The sequence below is a fragment of the Salana multivorans genome (genome assembly GCF_003751805.1).
GTDB lineage: Bacteria > Actinomycetota > Actinomycetes > Actinomycetales > Beutenbergiaceae > Salana > Salana multivorans.
In genome coordinates this window covers 995,601-1,021,724 of sequence record NZ_RKHQ01000001.1, presented here as the reverse complement: position 1 = coordinate 1,021,724, position 26,124 = coordinate 995,601, and the positions used below count along the sequence as shown (strand labels likewise).

At 72.5% G+C, this 26,124-nt stretch carries 15 protein-coding genes; 8 read left to right on the top strand and 7 right to left on the bottom strand.

Going from position 1 to position 26,124, the window contains the following annotated elements; all coding sequences use genetic code 11:
- Window positions 1-101 precede the first annotated feature (101 nt).
- The gene (gene gcvP / locus EDD28_RS04645; RefSeq protein WP_123738544.1) at window positions 102-3,047 is read right to left on the bottom strand and encodes an aminomethyl-transferring glycine dehydrogenase; all 2,946 of its coding nucleotides are present in this window, start codon (window positions 3,045-3,047) and stop codon (window positions 102-104) included.
- 3 nt (window positions 3,048-3,050) lie between these two features.
- Window positions 3,051-4,265: a glycine cleavage system aminomethyltransferase GcvT gene (gcvT, locus tag EDD28_RS04640; protein WP_123738543.1), complete on the bottom strand. Its 1,215-nt coding sequence runs from the start codon at window positions 4,263-4,265 to the stop codon at window positions 3,051-3,053.
- A gap of 255 nt (window positions 4,266-4,520) precedes the next feature.
- Between gcvT and EDD28_RS04635 the strand changes: the two genes are divergently transcribed.
- Complete coding sequence (locus EDD28_RS04635; RefSeq protein WP_123738542.1) at window positions 4,521-4,727, top strand: hypothetical protein; 207 nt, start codon at window positions 4,521-4,523, stop codon at window positions 4,725-4,727.
- A 63-nt stretch (window positions 4,728-4,790) separates the two neighbouring features.
- On the opposite strand, the gene EDD28_RS04630 is transcribed toward EDD28_RS04635, so the two are convergent.
- Window positions 4,791-5,780, bottom strand: a complete 990-nt coding sequence (locus EDD28_RS04630) for a LacI family DNA-binding transcriptional regulator (RefSeq protein ID WP_245967915.1) — start codon at window positions 5,778-5,780, stop codon at window positions 4,791-4,793.
- A 154-nt stretch (window positions 5,781-5,934) separates the two neighbouring features.
- Between EDD28_RS04630 and EDD28_RS04625 the strand changes: the two genes are divergently transcribed.
- From EDD28_RS04625 to EDD28_RS04610, 4 genes are all read left to right on the top strand, one after another.
- Window positions 5,935-7,230 carry an ABC transporter substrate-binding protein gene (locus tag EDD28_RS04625; RefSeq protein ID WP_123739931.1) on the top strand — a complete coding sequence of 432 codons (1,296 nt, stop codon included), beginning with the start codon at window positions 5,935-5,937 and terminating at the stop codon, window positions 7,228-7,230.
- A 110-nt stretch (window positions 7,231-7,340) separates the two neighbouring features.
- Window positions 7,341-8,279 carry a carbohydrate ABC transporter permease gene (locus EDD28_RS04620; protein WP_123738540.1) on the top strand — a complete coding sequence of 313 codons (939 nt, stop codon included), beginning with the start codon at window positions 7,341-7,343 and terminating at the stop codon, window positions 8,277-8,279.
- Window positions 8,279-9,127, top strand: a complete 849-nt coding sequence (locus EDD28_RS04615) for a carbohydrate ABC transporter permease (RefSeq protein ID WP_123738539.1) — start codon at window positions 8,279-8,281, stop codon at window positions 9,125-9,127. The genes EDD28_RS04620 and EDD28_RS04615 overlap by 1 nt, the downstream gene beginning before the upstream one ends.
- 50 nt (window positions 9,128-9,177) lie before the next feature.
- Entirely contained in the window at window positions 9,178-10,563 is a 1,386-nt protein-coding gene (locus EDD28_RS04610; protein ID WP_123739930.1) for a GH32 C-terminal domain-containing protein, read from the top strand.
- Window positions 10,564-10,581: 18 nt separating this feature from the next.
- Here the strand turns inward: EDD28_RS04610 and EDD28_RS04605 are convergent, their stop codons facing one another.
- Complete coding sequence (locus EDD28_RS04605) at window positions 10,582-11,253, bottom strand: TetR/AcrR family transcriptional regulator (protein ID WP_123738538.1); 672 nt, start codon at window positions 11,251-11,253, stop codon at window positions 10,582-10,584.
- Window positions 11,254-11,345: 92 nt separating this feature from the next.
- Between EDD28_RS04605 and EDD28_RS04600 the strand changes: the two genes are divergently transcribed.
- The 3 genes from EDD28_RS04600 (at window position 11,346) to EDD28_RS04590 (ending at window position 15,081) form a co-directional block, all read left to right on the top strand.
- A complete protein-coding gene (locus tag EDD28_RS04600; protein WP_123738537.1) occupies window positions 11,346-12,989 on the top strand; it encodes an FAD-binding protein in 1,644 nt (547 codons plus the stop codon).
- A 53-nt stretch (window positions 12,990-13,042) separates the two neighbouring features.
- On the top strand, window positions 13,043-14,038 hold the full coding sequence (locus EDD28_RS04595; protein WP_123738536.1) for an SDR family NAD(P)-dependent oxidoreductase: 996 nt from the start codon (window positions 13,043-13,045) through the stop codon (window positions 14,036-14,038).
- A 191-nt stretch (window positions 14,039-14,229) separates the two neighbouring features.
- A complete protein-coding gene (locus tag EDD28_RS04590) occupies window positions 14,230-15,081 on the top strand; it encodes a hypothetical protein (protein WP_123738535.1) in 852 nt (283 codons plus the stop codon).
- A 548-nt stretch (window positions 15,082-15,629) separates the two neighbouring features.
- On the opposite strand, the gene EDD28_RS04580 is transcribed toward EDD28_RS04590, so the two are convergent.
- The 3 genes from EDD28_RS04580 to EDD28_RS04570 all read right to left on the bottom strand — a co-directional run bounded on the left by EDD28_RS04580 (window position 15,630) and on the right by EDD28_RS04570 (window position 25,942).
- The gene (locus tag EDD28_RS04580; RefSeq protein WP_211339113.1) at window positions 15,630-18,533 is read right to left on the bottom strand and encodes a rhamnogalacturonan lyase; all 2,904 of its coding nucleotides are present in this window, start codon (window positions 18,531-18,533) and stop codon (window positions 15,630-15,632) included.
- Between the two features lie 419 nt (window positions 18,534-18,952).
- On the bottom strand, window positions 18,953-22,963 hold the full coding sequence (locus tag EDD28_RS04575) for an SdrD B-like domain-containing protein (RefSeq protein WP_123738533.1): 4,011 nt from the start codon (window positions 22,961-22,963) through the stop codon (window positions 18,953-18,955).
- 390 nt (window positions 22,964-23,353) lie between these two features.
- A complete protein-coding gene (locus EDD28_RS04570; RefSeq protein WP_148059547.1) occupies window positions 23,354-25,942 on the bottom strand; it encodes a helix-turn-helix transcriptional regulator in 2,589 nt (862 codons plus the stop codon).
- Window positions 25,943-26,124: the final 182 nt, after the last annotated feature.

Sequence of the window (26,124 nt, the reverse complement as noted above, 5' to 3'; positions counted from 1 at the left end):
TGTCCGCCCTGTCCGCCGTGTCCACCGCCGAGCCGGGTCGTCGCCGCCACCCGGTCCCGACGTGGCCACGGAGCGCGCGACGGCCGCCGGGCGTCGAGGCGTCAGGCGAACGCCTCCGGCGGCGGGCAGCTGCAGACCAGGTTCCGGTCGCCGAACGCCTGGTCGATCCGGCGCACCGGCGGCCAGTACTTGCGACTCGTCCCGCGCAGCGACGCCACCGGGTAGGCGGCGGTCTCGCGCGAGTAGGGGTGCGCCCACTCGGTCGCCACGACGCTGGCCGCGGTGTGCGGGGCGCCGACGAGCGGGTTGTCCTCGCGCGGCCACTCGCCCGCGCCGACCCGCGCGGCCTCGTCGTGGATCGCGAGCATCGCCTCGACGAAGCGGTCCAGCTCGGCCAGGTCCTCCGACTCGGTCGGCTCGACCATGAGGGTGCCCGGAACGGGGAACGACATCGTCGGGGCGTGGAAGCCGTAGTCGACGAGCCGCTTGGCGACGTCGTCGACGCTCACCCCGGTCGCGGCCTTGAGCTGCCGCAGGTCGAGGATGCACTCGTGCGCGACCAGCCCGCCGCTGCCCGTGTAGAGCACCGGGTACGCCTCGCGCAGCCGCGCCGCGACGTAGTTCGCCGCGAGGACGGCCGCCGCCGTCGCGTCCCGCAGCCCGTCCGCCCCCATGAGCCGCAGGTAGGCCCACGTGATCGGCAGGATCGACGCCGACCCGTACGGGGCCGCCGCGACCGGGTTGGCCAGCGGGTCGCGGTCGCGCGGCCCGAACCCCGGCAGGAACGGGGCCAGGTGCGCCTTCGCCGCGACCGGGCCGACGCCGGGACCGCCGCCGCCGTGCGGGATGCAGAACGTCTTGTGCAGGTTGAGGTGCGAGACGTCGCCGCCGATCTCGCCGAACCGGCCCCACTCGACCAGCGCGTTGAGGTTCGCGCCGTCGATGTAGACCTGGCCGCCGGCGTCGTGCACCGCGTCGGCGATCTCCCGCACCGACGCCTCGTAGACGCCGTGCGTCGACGGGTAGGTGATCATGAGCGCCGCGAGCGCGTCGGCGTGCTCGGCGACCTTCGCCCGGAGGTCGCCGACGTCGACGTTGCCCGCCTCGTCGCAGGCCACGACGACGACCCGCATGCCCGCGAGCACCGCCGACGCGGCGTTGGTGCCGTGCGCCGAGGACGGGATGAGGCACACGATGCGGCCGTGCTCGCCCCGGGAGCGGTGGTACTCCCGGATGGCGAGCAGCCCGGCCAGCTCTCCCTGCGAGCCCGCGTTCGGCTGGAGCGACACCGCGTCGTACCCGGTGAGCGCGGCGAGCCACCGCTCGAGGTCGGCGACGATCGAGAGCGTCCCCGCCGCGTCCTCACGCGGCGCGAACGGGTGCAGCCGGCTGATCTCAGGCCAGGTCACGGCCGCCATCTCGGTCGCGGCGTTGAGCTTCATCGTGCAGGAGCCGAGCGGGATCATCCCGCGGTCCAGCGCGTAGTCCGCGTCCGCGAGCCGCTTGAGGTAGCGCATCATCGCGGTCTCGGAGCGGTGGGCGTGGAACGTCGGGTGGGTGAGGTAGTCGCTCTCGCGGGCCAGCGACGCCGGCAGGTCCGCCGGGTGGCCGTCGGCCGCCCGGCCGTGGTCCGTCCAGCCGAACCCCTCCGCCTCCTCGCCGGCGGCGTGCGCCGCGAGCACGGCGGCGAGGTGGAACGGCACGTCCGGACCGGTCGTCTCGTCGAACGCGACCTGCAGCGCGTCGTCGCCGGCCACCCAGGCCGTGAACCCGTGGGCGCGCAGCGCCGCCCACGCTCCGGGCGCGTCGATCCCCGTCACGCGCACCGTGTCGAAGAGCGCGTCGTGCGCGATCGCCATCCCCCGCTCGCGCGCCAGTCCCGCGAACGTCGCCGCCCTGGCGTGCACCCGCAGCGCGATCGCGCGCAGTCCCTCGGGCCCGTGGTAGACCGCGTACATCGCGGCCATGACCGCGAGCAGCACCTGCGCGGTGCAGATGTTCGACGTCGCCTTCTCCCGCCGGATGTGCTGCTCCCGGGTCTGCAGGGCGAGCCGGTAGGCGGGCGCGCCGTCCGCGTCCCTCGACACCCCGACGAGGCGCCCCGGGAGCTGACGCTCGAGGCCCGCGCGCACCGCGAGGTACCCGGCGTGCGGGCCGCCGAAGCCCATCGGCACGCCGAACCGCTGCGTCGTGCCGACCGCGACGTCGGCGCCCAGCTCGCCGGGCGGGCGCAGGATCGTCGTCGCGAGGAGGTCGGCGGCGACCACGGCGATCCCGCCCGTGGACCGAGCGGCCGCCAGGACGGGCGACGGGTCCCACACGCGGCCAGAGGCGCCCGGGTACTGGACGAGCACACCGAAGAACCCCTCGCCGTCGGCCGTCGGCGGCAGCGTCACCGGCGCGCCGTCCGCGGCGGCGAGGCCGGCCAGGTCGGCGTAGACGAGCTCGATCCCCACCGCCTCGGCGCGGTGGTCGAGCAGCCGTCGGGTCTGCGGGAGCACGTCGTCGTCGACCAGGAACGTCCGGGACTTCGACCGCGCGGCGCGGCGCGCGAGCAGCATCGCCTCGACCGCCGCGGTCGACTCGTCGAGCATCGAGGAGTTCGCGATGTCGAGCCCCGTGAGGTCCTCGACCATGGTCTGGAAGACGAGCAGCGCCTCGAGCCGGCCCTGGCTGATCTCCGGCTGGTACGGCGTGTAGGCCGTGTACCACGAGGGGTTCTCGAGCACCGTGCGCTGGATGACGCTCGGCGTGTGGGTGCCGTAGTAGCCGAGCCCGACGAGCGGGGTGGTGAGCCGGTTGCGGGCCGCGAGCGCGCGCAGCTCGGCCAGCACCTCGGCCTCGCTCGCGGGCTCGGCGAGGCCGGGCTCCCGGAGCCCCTCGTCCTCCTCGCCGGGCGAGAGCACCGATGCCGGAACCGCCGCGCGCACGAGGTCGGCGAGCGTGTCGTGGCCGACGACGTCGAGCATCGCGCGCTGCTGCCCGGCGGAGGTCCCGACGTGCCGCTCGACGAAGGCGTGCTCGTGGGCGGGACGCTGGTGCGACATGACTCAGGACTCCTTGGCGCGGCGGTAGAACGGCAGGTCGACGACGACGGCGGGCAGTGAGCTCCCGCGGACGTCGACCGCCAGTCTCGTCCCGACCTCCGACATCGACGGCGGCACGTAGGCCATCGCGATCGGGTGGCCGAGCGTGGGGGACAGGACGCCGGACGTGACCGTGCCGACCGGCGCGCCGGCGTCGTCCAGCACGGGGTAGCCGGCCCGGGCCGCCCGGCGGCCCTCGAGCGCCAGACCGATGAGCACCGGCGCGGGGTGCGCGTCGTCCTCCGCCTCGGCGAGGAGGTAGGCGTCCCGGCCGACGAAGTCCGGCTTCGAGGTCGCGACGACCCGGCCGAGACCGGTCTGGAACGGGTAGGTGGACGTCGTCAACTCATGGCCGTAGAGCGGCATCCCCGCCTCGAGGCGCAGCGTGTCGCGCGCCGCGAGGCCCGCCCGGACCAGGCCGCGCGGCTCGCCGGCCCGGAGCAGTGCGTCCCACAGCTCGCCGGCGGAGGCGGGGTCGACCGCGAGCTCGAACCCGTCCTCGCCCGTGTACCCGGTCCGCGAGATGACGACGTCACCCCCCGCGAACCACCCGGGAACGGTCCGGTAGTAGCGCAGGTCACCGAGGCCGACCCCGGCGGCCGGGTCGAGCCTGAGGGTGCCGTCGTCGACGAGGTCCGCCAGGATCGCGGCCGCGGCCGGTCCCTGGACGGCGAGCAGCGCGCGCCCCGTCTCGGTCACCTCGACGTCGTAGCGGTCGGCCGGGTCCTCGCACCGGACGAGCTGCTCGGTGAGCGCGCGCACGACGGCCGTCCGGTTGGCCGCGTTCGCGACGACGAGGAAGCGGGTCGGGGTCGGCGCGGTGTCGTCGGGTGCGAGCGTCCCCTCGCCGGGCAGGTTCGTGTTCGTGACGATGAGGTCGTCGACGATGCCGGCGCCCGGCGTCAGCATCATCGTGTAGCGCGACTGCAGCGGTGCCAGCGTGCCGAGCCGGCCCGCGAGGGCGTGGTCGAGGAAGGCGGCTGCGTCGGGCCCGCTCACGACGATCTGCCCCATGTGGGAGATGTCGAACAGTCCGGCGGCGGTGCGCACCGCGTGGTGCTCGGCGACGTCGGAGGTGTACTTCACCGGCATCGACCAGCCGGCGAACGGGACCATCGTGGCCCCGGCGGCGACGTGGCGGTCGTGCAGCGGCGTGCGAGCGAGGTCGGGGACGGTCATGCGGATCCTCTCGGGACTCCTCCGTGCGGCTGGTGCGGCAGCGCGCGGGCCTCCCCGCGTCGTCCCCGCCGTCCTCCGGACCCGGTCGACGGCGCGGCGCGCGGCCTCCCCAGGGTAGCGCCGGGCGGCCCGGCTCCGGGCCGGGGGGGGAGACAAACGGTGAGGTCGCCGGGTACGTTCGTGATGGAGGCGAGGTCTCCGCGGGGGCAGGTGACGACCCCGCCTCGTGCCAGCGTTGCCACGAGAGGAGATGTCATGTCGTACGACCGCAGCATGCCGCCCGCCGTCCCGATCGAGGTCGAGGAAGCGGCCGGGGTTCTCGGCGAGGAGAAGGTCGACGGGGCCGAGGAGCTCACCGAGGCCGAGCGGGAGGCCGAGATCCAGCGCGGCTCGGCCGCCGTCGCGGCCATCTCCGACCCCGAGAACGCCGACGCCATCGAGCGCCTCAAGGGCGGCTCCTGAGCTGAGTCGATCGGTCGGCCGACCGGGTGACCGCCCGGGCCCTCGGCCGACCGATCGCTCGCGCTAGGACCGCACGCGCAGCTGCGTCGGCACCCGGACCTCGCGCGGCGGCCCGTCGTCGCCCTGGATCCGGTCGAGCAGGATCTCGGTGGCGAGCAGCCCGATCCGCTCGGGGTCCTGCGCCACGACGTCGAGCGGTCGGCGGAACAGGTCCTGCAGCTCGATCTCGTCGAACGCCACGTGCGCGAGGTCGAGCGCCTGGAAGGTCGGGCTGCGCAGCGTCGCGATCGTGTGGAGGCTGTTGCCGGTGACGAGCGCCGTCGGCGGCGCGGCGAGGTCCATGAGCTCGCGCAGCACGGCCTCCGACACCTCCCGGCCCGGGTCCGCCGTCGCGACGAGCCGTGGATCGAACACGATCCCGGCGGCGTCCAGCGCGTCGCGGTAGCCGAGCAGGCGCTCCTGCCCGGCGAAGATCGCCTCGCGGTCGCCGAGGTAGGCGATCCGGCGGTGACCGCGGGAGACCAGGTACTCCGTCCCCGCGCGCGTGCCCCCGCGGTTGTCGGACGCCACCAGGTCGGCGACGATCCCGCCGGGGCGACGGTCGACGAAGACGACCGGCAGCCCCGACTCGAACTCGGGCGTGAGGAAGGAGTGGTCCTGCGGGACCGGCAGCACCAGCAGGCCGTCGACCCGTCGGGAGATGAGCTCCCGCACCATCGACCGCTCGCGCTCGGGGTCGTGCGCCGAGGTCGTGGTGAACAGGAGCACCGACCGCTCCGCGAGCGCGTGCTCGACCGCCTGGACGAGCGCGCCCTGGAACGGCTCGGCGATGTCCTCGACGATGAGCCCGATCGTGCGGCTCTGACCGTGGCGCAGGCTCGCGGCCGAGGCGTTGCGCTGGAACCGGAGCTGGCGGATGGCGCGCTCCACGGCGTCGCGAGTCTCCTCCGAGACGTACGGCTCGCCGTTGACCACCCGCGAGACGGTCTTGACCCCGACGCCGGCGAGACGGGCGACGTCCTTCATCGTTGCGCGACCGCTCGGTGACGCCACGTCCGACCCCCTGGTCCGTGGTGCCCCGGCCGGTCGCCTCGTTCTGACAACGTGGTCGAGCGGGCGGTGCACCGGCTAGCTCATTCCTTGACAACCTAGCAGAGCGGCTGTCATAGTCTGACCTGACATCGTTGTCAGACAAGGAGAGTTAATGATGCGTATCGCACGAAGGCATGCGGGGATCGTCCTGGCGGGGGCCGTCGCCCTGACGCTCGCGGCATGCGGCTCGGGCTCGACGGGTGGCGGCGGCGGCACCGCCGGCTCCGACGGCGGCTCGACCGACGGCGCGGGCGGCTCGGCGGGCGGGGGTGAGAAGGTCACGCTGCGCTGGGCGATGTCGGCCGACTCCCAGGCCGAGGTCGACGTGTGGAACCACCTCGCCGACATGGTGACCGAGGCGTACCCCGAGATCGAGGTGACGTTCGAGTCGACGCCCTACCGCGAGTACTACAACAAGCTCACCGCGCAGGCGGCGAGCAACGACCTCGCCTGCATCGCGGGCCTCCAGGCGCAGCGGGTGTCCGACGTCGGCTCGCTCTTCGTCGACCTCGCGCCCTACTTCGAGCAGACCGGGTTCGACATCGCCGACTACTCGGAGTCGATCGTCGAGGGGCTCACCTCCGACGGCGCGCAGCTCGCGGTGCCGTACGACTTCGGGCCGTTCGTCGTCTACGTCAACAAGGACCTGTTCGATGCGGCCGGCCTCGAGCAGCCGCAGCCGGGCTGGACCTTCGAGGAGTTCATCGCCGCGGCCGAGGCGCTCACGAAGGACGGCACCTACGGCTGGGCGGTCAACGGGTCGCCGGACGCGTGGCTCGGCTGGGCGCTCAGCGTCGGCGGGGTCTACATGGCGGACGGCGAGCCGACGCTCACCGATCCGGGGGTCGTCGACGGCTTCGGCCGCGAGGTCTCGCTGGTCACCGAGTACGGCGTCGCCCAGGCGCCCGACGCCAGCGGACAGGCCGGCGGCGCGAGCGACCTGTGGCGCAACGGCCGGGCCGCGATGTACATCGACGGTCCGTGGCAGCTCATCAACGCGCGCACGACCGTCGACTTCGAGGTGGGTCTCACGACGCTGCCGTCGGTCGACGGGACGTCGATCACGACGATGTCGGGGACGGGCTTCGGCATCACGTCGTCGTGCAAGAACCCCGACGAGGCGTGGAAGGCCATCTCGGTCATCATCGGTCCGGAGGCGCAGCAGTACATCGCCGACGCCGGCCGCGGGTTCCCGGCCTACACGGCGGCCCAGGAGTCCTGGTACGAGACGGCCGGCGTCGACGGCGCCCGCGAGGCCATCGAGACGGCGCTCGAGACGGTCGACCCCTACCCGACGCCCGCCGGGTGGCAGCAGGTCTCGGCGCTCCTCGTGCAGTACTCGACCGAGGCGTTCAGCGGCGCGAGGACGCCGGCGCAGGTGCTCGAGCTCGTCCAGCAGCAGGCCGGCTGACCGGCACGTCGCCCGCGCGACCGACGTGAGGTGGGACCGCTCGAACCGGTCCCACCTCACGTCCCCCATCTCACCCGTCCCGTCCCCCACGTCCACGAGAGGCGCACCTGATGTCTGCCCCCACCGTTGACCCGGTCGAGCGGCCGCCGACGGCCCTGCGGCGCGACACGCGGCCCGCGATGCGCCGAGAGCGCCGGGCCGCCCTCGGCTTCCTCGCCCCGAACCTCCTCGGCTTCACCGTCTTCACGATCGTTCCGATCGGCGCCTCGCTCGTGCTCGCGTTCTACGAGTGGCCCCTCCTCGGGGAGCGGGTCTTCGTCGGGCTCGACAACGTCGTCCGGATGCTCACGACGGACCCGGTGTTCTGGCAGATCGTCGGGAACACCTTCTACTTCGTCGTCGGCTACGTCGCGCTCAACCTCCTCGTCTCGTTCTCCCTCGCGCTGTGGCTCCAGTCGCGGGTGCGGTTCAAGGGGTTCTACCGGTTCGTGTTCTTCCTGCCCGTGGTGAGCCCGATGGTCGCGAACGCGATGGTCTGGCGCATGCTCTACCAGCGCGACGACGGCCTGATCGCCCAGCTCTTCCAGGCGCTCACGGGAACCTCGGGACCCAACTGGCTCGGCGACGCGCGCTGGGCCATGCCCGCCGTCATCCTCATGTCGCTGTGGGCCGGGTTCGGCTACAACATGATCATCCTCGTCGCCGGGCTGCAGGCCATCCCGGCGACGATGACGGAGGCCGCCCAGATCGACGGCGCCGGCTGGTGGAGCCGGCTGGCGCACGTGACGCTCCCGCTCGTCACCCCGAGCCTGTTCTTCGCGACGGTGATGACCGTCATCTCCTCGCTCCAGGTGTTCGCGCAGCCGTTCATCCTCACCGGCGGCGGCCCCGGCATCGCCACCTCGACGCTCGTCTTCTACCTCTACCAGTGGGGCTTCCAGTCCTACGAGATGGGCTACGCCTCGGCCATCGCCTGGTTCCTCTTCATGCTCATCATGACGATCACGTTCATCCAGTTCCGCGGGCAGAAGAAGTGGGTGCACTACTGATGACGACGACCACCGCCGCCCGTGCCCGCTCCCGCCTCGTCCAGGTCGTCTCCCAGGTCCTGCTGACACTGGCCGCCGCCCTCGTCCTGCTGCCGTTCGTCTGGATGGTCGCCTCGGCGCTCAAGCCGGCGAGCGAGGTGTTCGCGTCGCCGCCCTCGCTCGTCGGGTCGTCGCTCCGGTGGGAGAACTTCACGAACGCGTGGACCTACCTCCCGTTCGGGCGGTTCATGGTCAACGGGATCGTCGTCTCCGCGATCGGCACCGTCATGGTGGTCGCCTCGTCCGCGATGGCCGCGTACGCGTTCTCGCGCATCCGGTGGCGGGGCCGCGACGGGGTGTTCCTGCTCTACCTCGGGACGCTCATGATCCCGCAGGAGGTGCTCGTCGTCCCGATGTTCATCCTCATGCGCAACCTCGGCTGGACCAACTCCTACCTCGGGCTCATCGTGCCCTGGGCCTTCACGGCCTTCGGCACCTTCCTGCTCCGCCAGTTCTTCCTCACCGTCCCCGAGGAGCTGGAGGACGCGGCCCGCATCGACGGGGCGAGCCGGTGGCGCATGTTCGTCCGGATCGTGCTGCCCATGGCGACGCCGGCGATGGGGACGCTCGCCGTGTTCACCTTCATCGGCTACTGGAACAGCTTCCTGTGGCCCCTGCTCATCGTGAGCGACGTGCGGATGGCCACCGTCCCGCTCGGGCTCAACATGTTCCTCGGCCAGACCGGGAACCAGTGGAACCTCCTCATGGCGGCGGCCACCATCTCGATCGTCCCGAGCGCCCTCATCGTGCTCGGGCTCCAGCGCTACCTCGTCTCCGGCATCGCCCTGAGCGGCATGGGCGGGCGCTGAGCGCCGCCGCGCCCGCCTCCTGACCTCCACCCAACCGAAAGGACATGTCCGTGCACCGGATCTTCTACCAGCCCGCCGAACGATGGTTCGGGGACTGCATGCCGTTCTTCCACGACGGCGTCTACTACCTGTTCCACCAGCGCGACACCCGCCGGCCCGGGCCGTTCGGGGAGCCCTTCGGCTGGGCGCTCGTCACGACGACGGACTTCGTGACCTACGAGGACCACGGCGAGGTGCTGCCCGGCGGCGGCGACGACGCGCAGGACCAGTTCATCTTCGCCGGCTCGGTCTTCCGGGCCGGGGACGAGTTCTTCGCGTTCTACACGGGGTACAACCGGGACTACCGGGCGCAGGGCCGACCCTCGCAGGTGCTCCAGGTGGCCCGCAGCACGGACCTGATCCACTGGGAGAAGACCGACCGGCTCCACGTGGCCCCGCAGCCCGGGTACGACCCGGACGACTGGCGCGACCCCGTCGTGCTGTGGGACGAGGAGAAGCAGCACTACCTGATGATCCTCGGCGGGCGCCGCGAGGGACCGAAGACGCGGACGACGGGCAGCACCGTCGCGTTCACCTCGACCGACCTCGTCGAGTGGACCTTCGACGGCGACTTCTGGGCTCCCGGCCGGTTCACCATGCAGGAGATGCCGGACCTGTTCCGCGCCGGTGGACGCTGGTACCACCTCATCACCGAGTACAGCAGCGAGTCCAAGACGGTCTACCGGGTCTCGGACTCCCTCGAGGGCCCGTGGACGGCGCCGTTCGACGACGCCTTCGACGGCCGCGCCTACTACGCGGCGCGCAGCGCGGGGGAGGGCGACCAGCAGTTCCTCTTCGGCTGGGTCGCGACGAAGGAGGACGAGGACGACGCGCGCGGCTGGGAGTGGGGCGGAACGCTCGTCGTGCACGAGGTGGTCCTGCGCCCGGACGGGTCGCTCGGCGTCAAGGCGCCCGACGGCGTGGCCGCCGCCTTCGGCGAGGTCGCCGGGCGGCTGCCGCAGCCCGTGACGCTGTCCTCGGCCGGTGACGTCGTGCGGCTCCCGCTCGGGAGCGTCGACGCCGAGACCTACCGCGTCCTCGTGCGGCTGCGCCTGGCCGGCGACGCGACGTTCGGGCTGCGGTTCGCGGAGGACGAGGAGTCCGGCGTCTCCTACCGCTACGGCGTCTCGACCGCGCGACGCTCGCTCGTCTTCGACCGCCACCCGAGCTACCCGTGGCCGCGGTACGACAACCGCGGCATCGCGCGTCCGGTCGTCCTGGAGCCGGGCGAGCACGTCCTCGACCTGCAGGTCGACGGCTCGATCGCGGTGCTCTACCTCGACGACGTCGCGCTCTCGACGCGGGTCTACGACCGGGTCGGGTCCGAGATCGCGCTCGACGTCGAGGTCGGGACGGTCGAGGTGCTCTCCGTCGAGGTGCAGGAGCACGCCGGCTGAGGTGGTGGGAGGCTCCGGCTACGGGGCCATCCCGAGCAGGCGCGCCGCGGCGAGGTCCGCGCGCGCCTGCTCGGGCGTCGGTGCCGTCGTCACGATCCCGAACGCCATCCGCCAGGCGAGCAGCACGTCGTCGGTCGTGAGGTCGGCGTCCAGCTCGCCGGCCGCCCTGGATCGGGCCAGCGCGACCCCGACGAGGTCGGCGAGCCGCCGCGCCCCGTCGTGCGGGACGTCGTGCGGGACGGCGTGCGAGCCGTCGCGCGACCGGTCGTGCGGGACCGCCGCGTGCCGCGTCTGGAGCACCAGCTCGACGAAGGCGGACGCCGTCACCGTGTGCTCCAGCAGCTCGCGCCACAGCGCGGCGAACACCCCCGGCCCCGCGCTCGCCGCGGTCTCCTCCAGCGCCACGAGGTTGTCCTCGAACACGGCGTCCGCCAGGTCCGTCCGCCCGCGGAAGTGCCGGTACAGCACGCCCTGGCCGACACCGGCCTCGCGCGCGATCGCGCTGAGCGGCACGAGGAACCCCTCGCTGGCGAACAGGCGCTGGGCGGCCGCGAGGATCGCCGCGCGGTTCGCCGCGGCCGCCGCGGGTCCACGGTTCGCGGTGGGGCCGTCCGACGGACGGCCGCGGGACGTGGGCTCGCCCGAGGCCGGGACCTTCGGCCCTGACCGGGGCGCGGCGTCGCGAGGCATGCTGGAAGCCTAGAACCGGACAGGGTTGTCCGGTTTGGTTCTAGGGTGACCATTCCGGCAGGTGATCCCTGCGGCGCGGGAGGAGACCCGGCATGTCCGAACGGCAGGAGTACGACGTCGTCGTCATCGGCAGCGGCGGTGCCGCCTTCGCGACGGCCATGGGTGCCGTCGACGAGGGCCTGTCCGTCCTCATGGTCGAGTCGACGGACCGGTGGGGTGGCAGCACCGCCATGTCCGGCGGCGGGATGTGGCTGCCCGACAACCCGCTCATGCGCCGCGACGGCGTCGGCGACTCCCGCGAGGAGGCCCTCGCCTACCTGGAGGCGACCGTCGGCGACGTCGGGCGAGCGGCGAGCCGCGAGCGCAGGGAGGCGTTCGTCGACGGCGTCGAGGACTTCGTCACGACGGCCGAGCGGTTCGGCGTGCGGTTCGCGCGCGCGACCGACTACCCGGACTACTACCCCGAGCTCCCCGGCGGGAAGATCGGCCGCGCCATCGAGGTCGCCCCGCTCGACTCGAAGATCCTCGGTGAGTGGTGGGAGACCCTGCGCGGCGCCCTGCCGCTGCCGGCGATGACGAACGACGTGTGGCTGCTCGGCCGCGCGTGGTCCACCCCGAGCGGCATGGTCCGCGGCGCGCGGGTGGTCGGCCGGATCCTCGGTGGCGTCGTCACCGGCAAGCGCCTCGTCGGCATCGGCAACGCGTGGGCGACGGCGTTCTGCAAGGCGGTCGTCGTCGACCGCGGGGTCGAGCTGTGGCTCGGGTCGCCGCTGACGTCGCTCGTGACCGACGACGACGGCCGCGTCACCGGCGTCCGCGTGACGCGCGACGGGGTGGAGGTCGAGGTGGCGGCGCGCCGCGGCGTCATGCTCGCGGGCGGCGGCTTCGAGGCGAACCGCGAGTGGCGTCGGCGGTACCAGGGCGTCGACGGGGAGCCGTCCGGCAACCCCGGCAACCTCGGGCACCCGATCGAGGCGGCGCGGGAGGTCGGCGCCGCGCTCGAGCTGATGGACGACGCGTGGTGGGGCGCCTCGCTCGCGCCGCCGCCGGGCGGCCACCCCGCGTTCATCGTCGGCGAGCGGTCCATGCCGTACTCGCTCATGGTCGACGCGCGGGGCCGGCGGTTCGCCAACGAGTCCGAGTCCTACGTCGACCTCGGCCACCACATGCTCGAGCTCGACGGCGGCGCCGGCCCCTACTGGCTCCTCACCGACGCCCGGTTCAGCCGGCGGTACCTGCGCACGTTCGCCATGGACCCGCGGGCGATGAAGGCGATGCGCGCGGCCGGGATCGTCGTCGAGGCGCGGACGCTCACCGAGCTGGCCCGTCGGATCGACGTCGACGCGACGACGCTGCGGGAGAGCGTCGAGCGGTTCAACGGCTTCGCGCGCTCCGGCGTCGACGGCGACCTCGGCCGCGGCAACTCCGCGTACGACCGGTACTACGGCGACCCGACCGTGCACCCCAACCCCAACCTCGGCCCGGTGGAGCGCGGGCCGTTCACCGCCTACCGCGTCGTGCTCGGCGACCTCGGGACGAAGGGCGGCGTCGTCACCGACGCGGACGCCCGCGCCCTGCGCGAGGACGGCGGGGTCATCGATGGTCTCTACGCCGCCGGCAACACGTCGGCCTCGGTCATGGGTCGCACGTACCCGGGGCCGGGCTCGACCATCGCGCCGGCTGCGGTGTTCGGGCTCCGGGGCGCGCGACACATGGCGCGCGCCGCCCGGCCGTAGCGGTCAGTGTCAACCAGCCGACATCGACGTCGGCGTCACGAGAGGAGAGGGCGATGGCGCTCACGGCCGGCAGCACGATCAAGGAGTGGCTCGACGACCCGACGGGTGGTGAGCTCCTGCGCGGGCTCCTCGCCGCCGGGGGCGCCGACGCGGAGAGCCTCGCCCCGGTGCACGGGCTCCCGCTGCAGCAGCTCGTCGTCATGAGCCAGGGGAGGATGCCGCAGGAGGCGGTCGACGATCTCGTCCGCCGGGCGAACGGCGGCGTGATCCCCGAGGACGAGGAGCCGACCGGCTGGGTCGAGGTCATCACCCCGGGCCGGTTCGCGGGGCGGACGGTGGTCGTCACGGGCGCCGCGAGCGGCATCGGCCGGGCGACCACGTCGCGGCTCGTGCGTGAGGGCGCCCGCGTCGTCGCCGTCGACATCTCGGCCGAGCGGCTCGACGCGCTGGTCGCCGACCTCGGCGAGGCGATCGTGCCCGTCGCGGCCGACGTCACGAGCGACGACGGCATCGCCGCGATCGTCGCCGCCGCCGGCGAGCGGGTGCACGGGCTCGGCAACGTCGCCGGCATCATGGACGACTTCGCGCCGGTGGCCGAGGTGAGCGACGCGATGTGGGAGCGGGTCATGGCCGTCAACGTGACCGGGCCGTTCCGGCTCATGCGCGCGCTCATCCCCGGGATGGTGGCGGCCGGCGGCGGGACCGTCGTCAACGTGACGTCGGAGGCGGGGCTGCGCGGCGCGGCGGCCGGGACCGCGTACACGACGTCCAAGCACGCGCTCGTCGGGCTCACCCGCAGCGCCGCGACGATGTACGGGCCGGCGGGGCTGCGGGTCAACGCCGTGGCGCCCGGCGGGGTAGCGACGGGCATGGCGATCCCCGGGACGAACGAGGCCGGGATGGCGCGGCTGCGGCCGTTCCACGGGACCGCGCCGGCTCCGGCGCTGCCCGAGGCGCTGGCCGCGTCGATCTGCTTCCTCCTGAGCGAGGACTCCGTCAACGTCAACGGCGCGATCCTGCCGTCGGACGGCGGGTGGTCGGCCGCCTGATCGGCTGGGCGGACCTTGGTCCCAGAGAAAACCGGTTGCTCGCCTCGTAACGTTCTCCCGTATACGAGCCACAGGGAGGCCGCACGATGAAGTCCCGACCATGTACTGCATTACTTCTCGCGACGGCGTTGGTCGGCGTAGCGGTCGCGCCCGCGGCTGCGGATTCCGAGCAGCGCGATAGCGTGGACCGCGTGGTAGAGATCACCCAGGACGCCTTGCCTGTCGACTCGACGGAGGCAGTCGCGATGGGGTCGGAGGATCTCTCGACCATGGCATCCTCCGTCGCGATCATCGCGCCTTCGTCCTCGGGCGGGAGCATTCAGCTGAACCACAGCAGGGCGAGCGAGAGTGCGATACAGGTATCTCTGCCAGCGGAGGCGCAGGTGAAGGACGCAGTGGTGTCGGAGAGTGGTTCGGTGGTCTATCTCGCTGACTCACCCACCAGTCCTGATGTCGTGGTAGAGCCTCTGGCCGACGGTGCGGTTCGTGTTCAAACAGTCATCGGCTCGCCCGGGGCCGTGCACCGTTTCACGTACGAGTTCGGCGGTGACGTCAAGGCTGTTGACGGGGAGCGAGGCATCGCACTCGTACGAACCAGCGGAGGAGTCGACGAGGTGGTCGGTGAGGTTGCCGCTCCCTGGGCCGTGGCCGCCGACGGGCAGACGGTCGAGACCTTCTACGTCGTGGATGGCGGCAACCTTGTTCAGGTCGTCGTCCCGTCGCCGGACACGGTCTATCCGGTCGTGGCGGATCCGACGGTCTCGCTTGGCTGGGGCGTCTATGTGACGTTCACCAAGTCGGAGTCGAAGACGATCGCGAACTCCTGGTTCGCCGATAAGGCCAAGTATTCGTCGATCATCTGTGCGGCCATTCCGCACGCAGTGGCCGCCGCGGCCTGTGCTGTCATCTCGTACGACAGTGCTGTCAGCGTGCACAACGCCTTCAAGCAGGCCCGCGACAAGAAGCAGTGCACCGAGCTGCGGTACATCCCGCTCCCGCCGAGCAACCTGCAGCTGGTTGGATGGAAGCCGGTGTCATGCTGAAGCGTGTGGTCCGGAGTGCCCTGACCGGCGCAGTTGCTGCCGCGGTGATCCTCGGGGTCTGGGCGCTCTTGTCGAGAGGGATCGACGGCAGCCGGATTGCGTTCGCGCTCACGTTCGGCGTAGTGACCGCAATCGTGACCTACCTCCGGGACCGGTCCAGAGCCTCGTCCGCCGGGGGGCGCTCCGTCTCGCGATGAGACGACGCTCCTGGCCGGCGCCGGCGGCGCGCCTTTCGAGGCCCTCCGGGGGCTGAGTCGCTGCTCTCTCGTGCCGCAGCGATCTCCTCGGCGAACCAGGAGCAGAGGGCCAGCCGTGTGATAGCCATCCGGTCAGGGACGCCCAGGAGACGCCGTTGGTCGGTCGCCGCGGAGGCTCCGGGAGTCGGTCGACGCTGCGGCCTACGTCGGGGCGGACCTCTCGGCGCTGGTCTCTGGCCGGGTGGCGGTGCCCGGCCCCGCAACGCGGGAGCCCCTCCCCGGCGAACCGGGGAGGGGCTCCTGCGCCGCTCGATGCGGGTCCCGCGTCGAGCGACGCGGGACCGCGGCGGGTCAGCCCGCCGTGCGCCGGCGCCAGGCGAGGCCGGCGGCGCCGGCTCCGAGGAGCGCGAGTGCCGCGAGCGCCGTCCGCAGGACGTCGGCACCCGTGTCGGAGAGCGACCCGTCGGAGGTGGACGACGACGAGGGCGAGGGTGCGGGCGTCGTCACCGTCTCGCTCGGGCCGGGCGAGACCGGCTCGCTCGGCGTGGGCGTCGGCGTGGGCGAGGCGGTCTCGGCCGGTGCGACGGCGAGGACGATGCTCGCTCGCGCGGAGTCCGCGGCCGCGACGCCGACCGGCGCCGCCGCCCACCCGGAGACGGTGATCTCGATGCTGCCGGCGGCGACGTCCTCGTCCGTGACGACACGGCTCAGCACGGTGCAGGTGGCGGCATCCCCCGGGTCGATCTCGGTGGCGTCGCAGGCCGGGACCGCGTCGTCATCGATGACGTCGACGACGGGGTCGGTGAGCGGGACGGAGCCGACGTTGCGGACGGTGGCGAGGATCTCCACCGTCTCGCCCCGGCGGACGACCTCGGGCTCGCCCACCGCGGAGAGCTCGACCTCGAGGGCGGCCTGGTCCGTGGAGCTGGGCACCGGCACCTGGGTGAAGTCCGTGTCGGAGGCCAGGTAGAAGCCCGGGTAGGCGGGCTGGTTGTACGTCGTCTGCTGACGCGCCGTCTCCACGCGGTACTGCGGGTCGTGCATGAGCGTGTACATGGTGCGCTCCGTCGGCTCGGTCGAGGTGAAGATCCGCAGCGCGGTCGAGTCGAGCGTGCGGACCAGGACCTCCTCGCGCCAGTCGCCGATCACGTCGGCGACCAGGCCGGGGTTGCCCTTGGTCCCGTTGTTCGTCGCGGTGCCCGAGAGGGTCCGGAGCGTGCCGCGGGTCCAGTCGTCGATCGTCGGGGTCACGGGGTTGCCGGACGAGTCGATCGCCCCGTTGACGATCTGGGTCGTGCCGTCGCCGGACCAGCGGACCGACATGTTGGTCCCCGGCGAGGTGGCGGCGAGCCGGGTGCCGTCGACGCCGAGGATCCCGCTGGCGTCCGACCCGGCGGGCATCGACGCCCACATCTCCATCCCGCGGACGCCCGGCAGGACGTCACCGATCATGCCGCGACCGGTGTCCCGGCCGGAGTACTCGCCGTGGATGACCTCGCCGGTCGCGGCGTCGCGCAGCGCGTAGCCGTAGGGCGCCCACGTGCCGCCCTCGTGCACGGTGAAGATCTCCAGCCCGGGACGGTCGGGGTCGATGTCGGTCACGTGCATCGCGTCCCCGTGCCCGAGCCGGGTGAGGGTGCCCGGGTCCGCGCTCTCCTCGGGCATGACGTCGAACGAGGAGTAGAGGAGCGACCCGTCGTCGTCGAGCGTCGCGGAGCCGTAGACCACCTCGTGGCGGCCGTCGCCGTCGACGTCGGCGAACGAGAGCGAGTGGAAGCCCTGGGTGGTGATCGTCCCGTAGACCGGGTCGGTCCCGTCGCGGCCGTGCGGGCCGTCGTTGAACGGGTTGGTCAGCGGGGCGTGCCCGGAGTCGACGTACCAGCGCTCGACGAGCTGCTCCCCGTCCCAGTCGTAGGCAACGAGCGTCGTCCTGGTGTAGTAGCCGCGGGCGAAGACGGCTGAGGGGTGCTCGCCGTCGAGGTAGGCGGCCCCGGCCAGGAAGCGGTCGACGCGGTTGCCCGGCTCGATCCTCGCCATGGCGTAGTCGCCCCACAGCAGGCCGTCGTCGCCGCGCTCCGGCTTGTAGTGGATCGTCTGGAGCTCGCGGCCGTCGCCCGAGACGACGGTGAGGTACTCCGGGCCGTCGACGATGAAGCCCTCGAACGCTCGCAGCGCGTTGCGGGAGCTGCGGGCCGGCGCGTAGACGTCCATGAAGTGGTCGACGAGCTCGCGGGCGTCGGCGTCCGACAGCGGGTAGGAGTGGGTCGGCTCGATCCCGAAGGCCTCCTCGAGCGTCGCGGGCCACTGTCCCGAGACGACCTCGTCGCGCTCGGACCAGCCGCGGAACACCGTCACGAGGTGCTCGTAGTAGTCCCCGGCGGAGAGCCGGTAGTCGTCGTCGTGGGAGTAGCCGGCGGCGACGTCCTGCGCCGGCATCGTGATCGTCGAGGACGACACGACCGCTCCGGTCTCGTCGTACCGGGTGATGGAGGTTCCCGGTGCCGTCTTGACCATGAGCTCGGCGGTTCCGTCCCCGTCGAAGTCCATGACCGGGAACTGCGTGTAGTGCGCCCCCGAGCGGATGTTGACGCCGAGGTCGATCCGCCAGAGCTGCCGCCCCTCGAGCGTGTAGGCGTCCAGGTACGTGCTGCCGGTGTAGCCGACCTGGGACACGTCCTTGGAGTTGGACGGGTCCCACTTGACGACGTACTCGTAGCTGCCGTCCCCGTCGAGGTCGGCGACGCTGACGTCGTTGGCGCTGTAGGTGTACGCCTCTCCCGCCGGTGTCACGCCGCCGGCCGGCTTGTTGAGCGGGATGTCGAGGTGGTCCTGCGCCCACGGCACGACCGTGCTCGCGCCGACCTCGCGTCCGTCCACCACCGTCCGCACCACGTAGGTGGACTCGGGCGTGCCGCCGGGGTCGGCGGCGTTGGTCGCGGTCGTCCGCGCGATCTCGACGCCGTCGCGCTCGACGACGAAGAGCGGCCCGGTCAGCGACGTCGTCGAGGCCTCCGTGACCTCGTCCGCCAGCAGGCGCCAGGTGAGGGTCACCCCCTCGGCTCCCGCCACGGCGACGACGCCGCGGTCGAGTCGCTCGAGCTGGATCGGGGTCTGGGAGCCGTCGTCGGTGGTCGGGGCCGCGGTCGCCGGGGCGGCGAACCCCGGGGCTGCGAGAGCTGCCACGGCCAGCGCCGCGCTCGCGGCGAGCACCCCGCCCCCCGCTGCTGCTCGGCGTCGGACTGGTCGATGCGTCATTGCGTCATGTCTCCTTCTGCGGTGTCGTCAGGAGGACGGGAGGCGTCCCCGGCAGAGAGCTCCGATCGGGCGACTCGACGTCACCCATGACGCGCCACGCCCCCGCAGTGGAACGATTCAATCAACCGGGTGGGTGGGCTGTCAAACGATTCAATCGCGCGAGGTCGACGTCCGCCGGGCGAGATGTGGCCGCCCGGGGGTGGGGTCGGGCGTCACGACGTCCTCCCGGTGCGACCCCGCCGCGGCCGCTCGCAGAGACGGAGAACCGGTGGGGGCCGGGACTCGTGACGGCAGGAGTCCCGGCCCCCACCGGCAGAGGGGCCCGACCCGCCGGGAGGCATCCCGGCGGGTCGGACCGTGCGTCGACGACTGGCGTCGACGCACACCGGCCCGGTGGGGGACGTGGCCGGTGGACCGGGTCAGGTCGTGCGGAACCGGCGCACGACGAGACCAGCGCCGAGCAGCAGCGCGAGCGCAGCGACCACGATCGCCCCGAGCACCGGGGCGCCCGTGCTGGACAGGTCGTCGCCCTGTCCCGGTGTGCCCGACGCGCTCGGCGTCGGCTCACCGCTGGGCGTCGGCTCGCCGCTGGGCGTCGGCTCACCGCTCGGGTTCGGCGTCGGAGCTGGGTCCAGAAGGATCACCCCGGCGTCCCACGTCGGGTCGATCCCGCGCGAGGCCCTGACCTCACGGTCGTAGTCGGTGGTGAGCGACGTGTTCGTGTCGTCCAGCACGATCTCGCGCGTCAGGCCGGAGATCGGGTCGGCGTCCGAGTTCCGGCCGTGACCGTCCGCGTCCGGCGAGGTGAAGCCGTAGAGCTTCGCCTGCTGGTCCGTGAGGACGAACTCGACCTGGTAGACGCCGGCCGACAGCTCGTCGAACAGGTACCGGCCGGCGGCATCGGTCGCGGTGCTCGTGACCCTGGTCCGCGTGCCGTCCTGCGAGACCGCGAACAGGGTGACCGTCACGCCGGCCAGGGGCTGCTCGGAGGGGCCCTGGAGGCCGTCGCGGTCCGCGTCGATCCACACGTAGTCGCCGATCGCGTAGGTCGCGGGCGGCACGGGCCGCAGGACGAACCCGAAGTCGAGGGTGTCGTCGCGCTCGCCGTCGTTCGTCAGGCCGTCGGACGACGCCTCCCAGGTGGAGGAGTCCCGGCCCCGCTCGCCATCCGTCTCGACGGTGGGGACGTAGGGCTCCAGCGCCGTCACGGTCGAGGGATGGTCCCGCACGATCCGGACGGTGTAGGACTGTCCCTCCTCCAGCACGGGGAGGTCGTCGAAGGTGTAGCCACCGTCGCCGTCCGTGGTGGTCGGCTCGACCGGCGAGCCGTCGACGTGCCGCACCGGCTCGCCGTCCGGCCCGACGAGCTCGAGGACGACGCCGGGGATCCCGGGCTCGCCGGGAGTCTGGAGGCCGTCGCCGTCCTCGTCGAACCAGACCAGGTCGCCGACGGAGACGCTCGGGTCCGGCTGCGGGCTCTCGCCCTTGCGGTTGACGATCTCGAGCGCTGCGACACCACCGCCGTCGACGACCGTGATGTCGAACGTGTCGATCTCACCCTTGACGTAGCCGGCCGGGGCCCTGACCTCCACCACCTGGTAGGTGCCCGGCTCCGTCACGGTCGGCACGCGGCCGTCCTGGGTGAGAAGCCGGCCCTCGACGACGTGGAGGTCGGCATGGAGGACCTCCGTTCCCGACCGGACCTCGAAGACACCGCCCGAGAGCGACGCCTGCGGGTCGTCCGCATCGACCTTCGACACGGCCAGCGGGTAGTCGTTGCCCGGGATGATCGTCGCGTGCGAGCCGCCGATGACGTTGTCGACGGCGACGTTCTCGTCGAACTCGGTCAGCGTCACCTGGAAGAACAGCTCGACCGGCTGCCCGTTGCTGAACGTGCCCGCGGGGATCGTGACCGTTCCGTCGTCGTAGGTAGCGGTGAAGCCGGCGGCACCCGGGATGCGGTACGAGTCGCCCGCGACGACCTCGCCGGAGCCGAGCGTCGACGGGTCGACGAAGCCGTCGAAGGAGACCTCGTCCGGAAGGACGTCGACCACGTCGAAGAACATCGAGCTGAAGGTGCCGTGCGGGATGAGCTCGACCCGGTAGACGAACCTGTCGTTCACCAGCGTCGTCGTGCCGTCCTCGTCCGTGGCGACCTCGACGCGGAGGTTGGCGTCGAACGCCTCGCGCGCATCGGCGTCGGCGGGGGCGACGGTCTTGCGGACCTCCATCTCGTCGCCGAACGTGCTCGCGCTGGCGACCGTCTCGCTCGTGTAGACGACCTCCCGGTCCTCGCCGGCGTAGATCGCCGAGTTGACGACGTCGAAGCTCTTCTTCCCTGCCACCGGCTTGGTCGGGATGTCGACCGTGAAGACGAAGCGCTGCGTCAGCTCGCCGGTCGGCGCCGGGTTCCACTCGTCCCGGTCCTTCGGGAAGGAACCGGCGATCGGGGTGAAGACGAGGTCGTCGCCCTCCAGGGTCACCTCGATGCCGTCCCCGTCGATCGGATAGGTCCAGGCGTAGGTCCCCTCGATGGAGTCCTTGATCGCGGCGAGCGTCTCCTCGGTCACGTCGAAGACCGAGTGGTCGATGGTGTCGACGATCCGCGACTTGAGCGCGTCACCGACGCCGTCGCCGACCTCGAACGTGAAGGGAACCAGGAGCACCTCGCCGGGCTTGGCGACGATCGTGCCCTCGCCCGTCGACTTGTCGAACTTCGTCCGGTCGTCGATGCCCTCGCTCGGGTCCTTGAGCGTCACCAGCGTGTGCCCGGTCGAGGGCCGAGGCGTCGTGACGGCGCCGTTCGTCTGGACGAAGCGGAGCGTCGCGGTGTTGGTGGGGCCGTTCCACCTCGTGGCCTCGGTCGGCGCGAGCTGTGAGGCGGGGGTGGTCGGCACGCCCTCGACCGAGACGATCTCGGCTGCGGCCTGGACGAGGAGGTTCTGGGTGACGTCCCGTCCGACGTTCACGAGGAGCCGGTTGCCGACGACGGCGTAGCTGCCGACGTACTGGTCGTCGGCGAACTCCTCGGCCGTGACGTCGTCCGCGACCTCGACCCGGGTGAGCTCGATGGTGCGCGCGGGCTCGGCCGCCTCGTCGGCGAGCGAGATGAAGCCGTCCGACTCGGGGAGCCAACGCGTCGTGGCGGGCAGGACGTCGTCGATGACGACGTTCTGCGCGAGCCCGTACTTCGGGTGGTCGACGTAGTCGCCGAAGGTCGTGAGGTTCGCGCGGATCCGGTAGGTCACCGGCACCGGCTCGGCGAGCGTGACGCCGTCGTCGGCCAGCACGATCTCCTGGGGGTTCCCGACGCCGGTCGAGCTCTTGCTGGCGGCGCCCCCGACGTTCGGGCGCGGTTCGGCGGCGATGCTGCCGCTGAACGTGACGTCGGCCCGGGCCGTCGTGCCGTCGATGACGGCGCCGTTGGTGAGCCGGTACGTGTAGTCGACCTTGTTGCCGGTCTCGGCCGCCTGCGCGGCGGCCTCACGGTGCTTCTCGAGGATCGCGGACGCGATGGTGTCGAGAGCTGTCTGGTCGGCGATCCTCGCCTTGTAGGCGAAGGTGTACTCGGAGTTCGCCTCGGCGTCGAACGAGTAGGCGAAGGAGGAGCCGGAGAGCTCCGCCAGTGCGCCGAGATCGCTCGTCGTCGCGTTCAGCCCCGCGGCGTCGCGCACCGTCTTGCTCCCGGTCAGGTCGCCGGTGAGGACCATGCCATCGGGGAGGGCGTCGGTGACGTCGACGGTGCGCGCCTCGGAGCTGTTGACCGTCAGGGTGTAGCCGAACGTCCGGGTCAGGACGTCCGAGGGGAAGACCACCGCGCCGTCGACGACCGACACGCCCAGCCACGCGCCGCCCGACTTGCCCTCGTGCTTCGTGACGTTCTTCGGCTGGTCGCCCTCGGTGATCACGATGACCGTCATCGGGACGGAGTTCGGCCCGGCGACCCAGGTGATCTCGCGCTCCTGGGAGCTCACGACGTTCTCGAACGCGAACTTGAGCTGCAACCCGCCCTGGTTGGTGTCGGCGGGGAAGGGGTCGTTGAAGGTGATGACGACGTTGCCCGCCTCGTCGAGGTCGAGGCTCGCGACGGCCGTGTTGCCCGGCGGCACGACCAGTGAGGCGGGATCGACGACCACGCCGTCCGGCACCTCGACGACGGCGACCGCGCCGTCGTCCATCGACCCGTAGCCGACCTCCAGGACGTACGGCCTGCCCGCCTCGAACACGGGCTTGCCGTCGTGGCTCGACCCCGCGGTCGGAGGCTTCACCGTCACCTGGCCCCCCGCGGCGGCTGCCGGCATCGCGAGGCCGGCGATGGTCGCCAGGCTCAGCAGTGCGGCGAGGACGCCCGCGACGCCGCGCCGGAGGAGCCCGGCCGTCCCGCGCGCGCGTCCGGCGCGCTCCCTCGTACGGATGCGTTCGTATGACACTCTGTCTCCCCTCATCGGCGCACCCCCCTGGCGCGCCCCCGTGCCGTTCGCGGGCACGACCGGAGGGCTACGAAGCCCCCCGACGCCGCGCAACGGTCCGCCAGCGACGCTAGGCCGAGCTTCGGCGCGTCCGACCGGGCGGCGCGGAAACCTACCCGGCCACCCCACCCGGGGTGGATCGGTGGTGGCGCCGTCTCCTCGGTCGCCCGGACCGTGCCTCCACGACGACGGGATGAGATCGTTCACATCGATCTGGGACGGCTCGGCATGTCGGCGAGGCCGCGCAGGCGCGCGGGAGCGTCGCGCGCGGGTCACGAGGACGGGGAGGAACCGTGACGAGCATCACGTCACGGACGGAGACGGGGGGTGACGAGCAGAGACGGGCGGACGCTACAGACCGAACCGCAGCGCCGCCGCGAGCACGTCGCTCCGGTTCCTCGCTCCGAGCTTGCGATAGAGGTTCGTGCGGTGGAACTTCACCGTGTTGACGCTCACGAAGAGCTCCCGCGCGATGTCGGCGTTGCTGCGGTCGTCGCGAATCAGTGCGAGCAGCTCGTGCTCACGCTCCGAGAGCTCGAGGCTCGGCCACCGGTCCGGCGAGACGCCGACGTAGGCGCGCGAGAGCTTCAGCCGCGCCACCTCGCTCGGGGGCATGACCTCCGCCGCCAGCCGGATCACCTCCTCGCGCTCGGCCGGCGTGCCGGCCGCGAGGGCAAGGGGAGCGACGCCGCTGGGCTCGAGCCCCAGCGTCCGCAGCGCCACGCGGGCCAGACCGTCCTCCCCCGACTTGACCGCGCGGAGAGCCTCGAGCAGGAGCGCGGCGTCCCGGACGCGGACGTTCCCGCGACCGACCCAGTCCAGCCGCGCGACGCTGATGCTCTCGCCGCGCAGCGTCGCGACCAGCGACACGAGGAACTGACCGAACGGGCTCTCGGTGTCGTCCGACAGCAGCCGCGCCGAGCGCACGGCCGCCTCCAGGTCGGGCGAGATCTCCCGGCCGGCGACGTAGTCCAGGAGCACCCGGACGAGAGTGGCGATCGGGCGCACGCGCCTTCCGGGGCTCTCGTGCCGCCGACGCCACTCCTCTCCCAGGTACCGCCCCTCCAGGTGCTCCAGCTCGGCGCGCTCGCCCCGCATGAGCAGCACGAGCACGTGGACGAGCAGCAGCACCGGCCACCGCACGGGGTCGCTCACCTGGGAGAGCGCGCCGGCGGAGAGACGGCGAGCCTGGTCGAGGTCTCCGGCGTCCAGCGCCTCGAGCACCCGTGAGGTCGCGCGCACGACGATGTCGAACGAGCGCCGGCTCGTGGGAAGGACGAGATCGATCGGATCGGAACCCGACGGCCGGTACGGCGAGCCGTCGAGCCAGGCCAGCAGCGCGCGCGCCTTCGCCAGCTCCGCCTGGCGGCCGCCCGACGGGTCGCAGTCGCCGCGCCCGTCGGCCGCCAGGATCGCGCGCGCCAGCCGGTGCGCGGCATGGGCCTCGGTGTACCGGTCTAGCTGGATGAGCACCTGGAGCGCGATGAGCGCGGCGGAGACGACCTCGGCGTCGGGATGGGCGAGGAGGTGCTCACCGATGTCGTCCGCGATCTCCAGCCACCGGGTGAGCAGCTCGTCGGCCAGGTCGAGCGCGCCCGAGCTGCTGGCCTGATGGGCGAGCGGCGCCAGTCGTGCCAGCCGCGCCCGGGGCTCCAGCGAGGAGATCTCCCGGCGCCAGCGCAGCAGCACCGGCGGAACGAGCGCGTCGTCGCGGGAGGAGAGCGGAACGCCCCGGCGCCCCATGACCAGCTCCAGCAGGCGCAGGGTCGGCGAGGAGGCGAGCTGGTCGCGCCGCAGCAGTCGCAGCGCGGGCGCGAGATCGAGGTCGTCGCATGTCAGCAGCTCCCACAGCCGCTGCACGGCGAGGGTCTCCGCCTCCTCGCCGCGGCGCAGCTCCAGCAGGGCGAGGAGGGCGAGGGGCCAGTCATGGGTGGCGCGCGCAACCTCGAGCATGCGCTCGAGGCGGGCCTCGACCTGGCGTCCGGTCAGCGTGTCGCGCGCCTGCTCGTCCAGCAGCCGCCGCAGCCCGCCGTGCCAGGTGAAGAGGTCGCTGCCGCAGTCCCAGCGGGCCTCGCGCGTGATGAAGGAGCTCCGCTCCATGCGCTCCAGGACCTGATCGACCTGGGGCGTCCCGACGATCTCGCGGGCCTGACGGACGGTGAACCGGGGGAGGGCGCACAGCCGCGCGACCGCGCGCTCGAACGAGGAACCGGCAGCCGGGCGACGCCGCGCGATGCGCCACGAGCGCCACATCGGCACGAGGTCGGCGGGCTCGACGTCGCCGGCGGCCACCCGCTCCGGCATCTCGCGGACCGCCGCGACGACCAGCTGGCCGAACCCGGCGGACGCCTGCCACAGCCGCGCCGCCGCCTCGTCCGACGTCCCGGGGATCGCCGTCCGCACGTACTCGCGCGTCTCCTCCGCGGTGAGCCGGACGTCCTCGTCGCGCAGCAGCGACACGGGGATGCCGCGGCGACGGGCCGCCGCCATGTGCTCGGTGCCGTCGACCGTCGCGAGGACGAGTCTGAGCGATGGATGCTCCCGACGCACCCGGTCGAAGATCTCGACGACGAGTCCCGGCCGGATCTCGGTGAGCTCGTCGAAGGCGACGACCCGCAGCCAGGGGAGGAGGTGCAGCATGCCGGTGAGGACGTCGACCAGCTCCGTCACGTCGGCGGGGGCCGCCGGCTCCCGCAGCGCGGAGGGGAAGGGGAGGCCGTCACGCTCCGCGGCCCGCTGGATCGCCCAGACGGTGTGGGCGAGGAGCTCGGCCGGTGTGCGGACGGCCTGGACGCCCGTGGCGAACACCCGTCCCTGGCCCTGCCGCGCCCACTGGGTCAGCAGCGTTCGCTTGCCGGCTCCCGGGACGGCCTCGACGACGACGAGGCCGAACGGAGCGTCGATGCGCTCCACCAGGTCGGCACGACGGACAGGCGTCACGACGTCACCTACTCGACGGACGGGGATCACCACACCCTACTCTCGGCGGACCGACCTCACCGGGAACGCGACCACCCGGATGAGCGCGGCAGCCTGCTGCCACGCAGGCGCCTGCGCCGTTCCCCCGTCAATCAAGATCCCTCGCGGACTAGCGAACCACAGCCGGTCGGTGGCGACCCGTC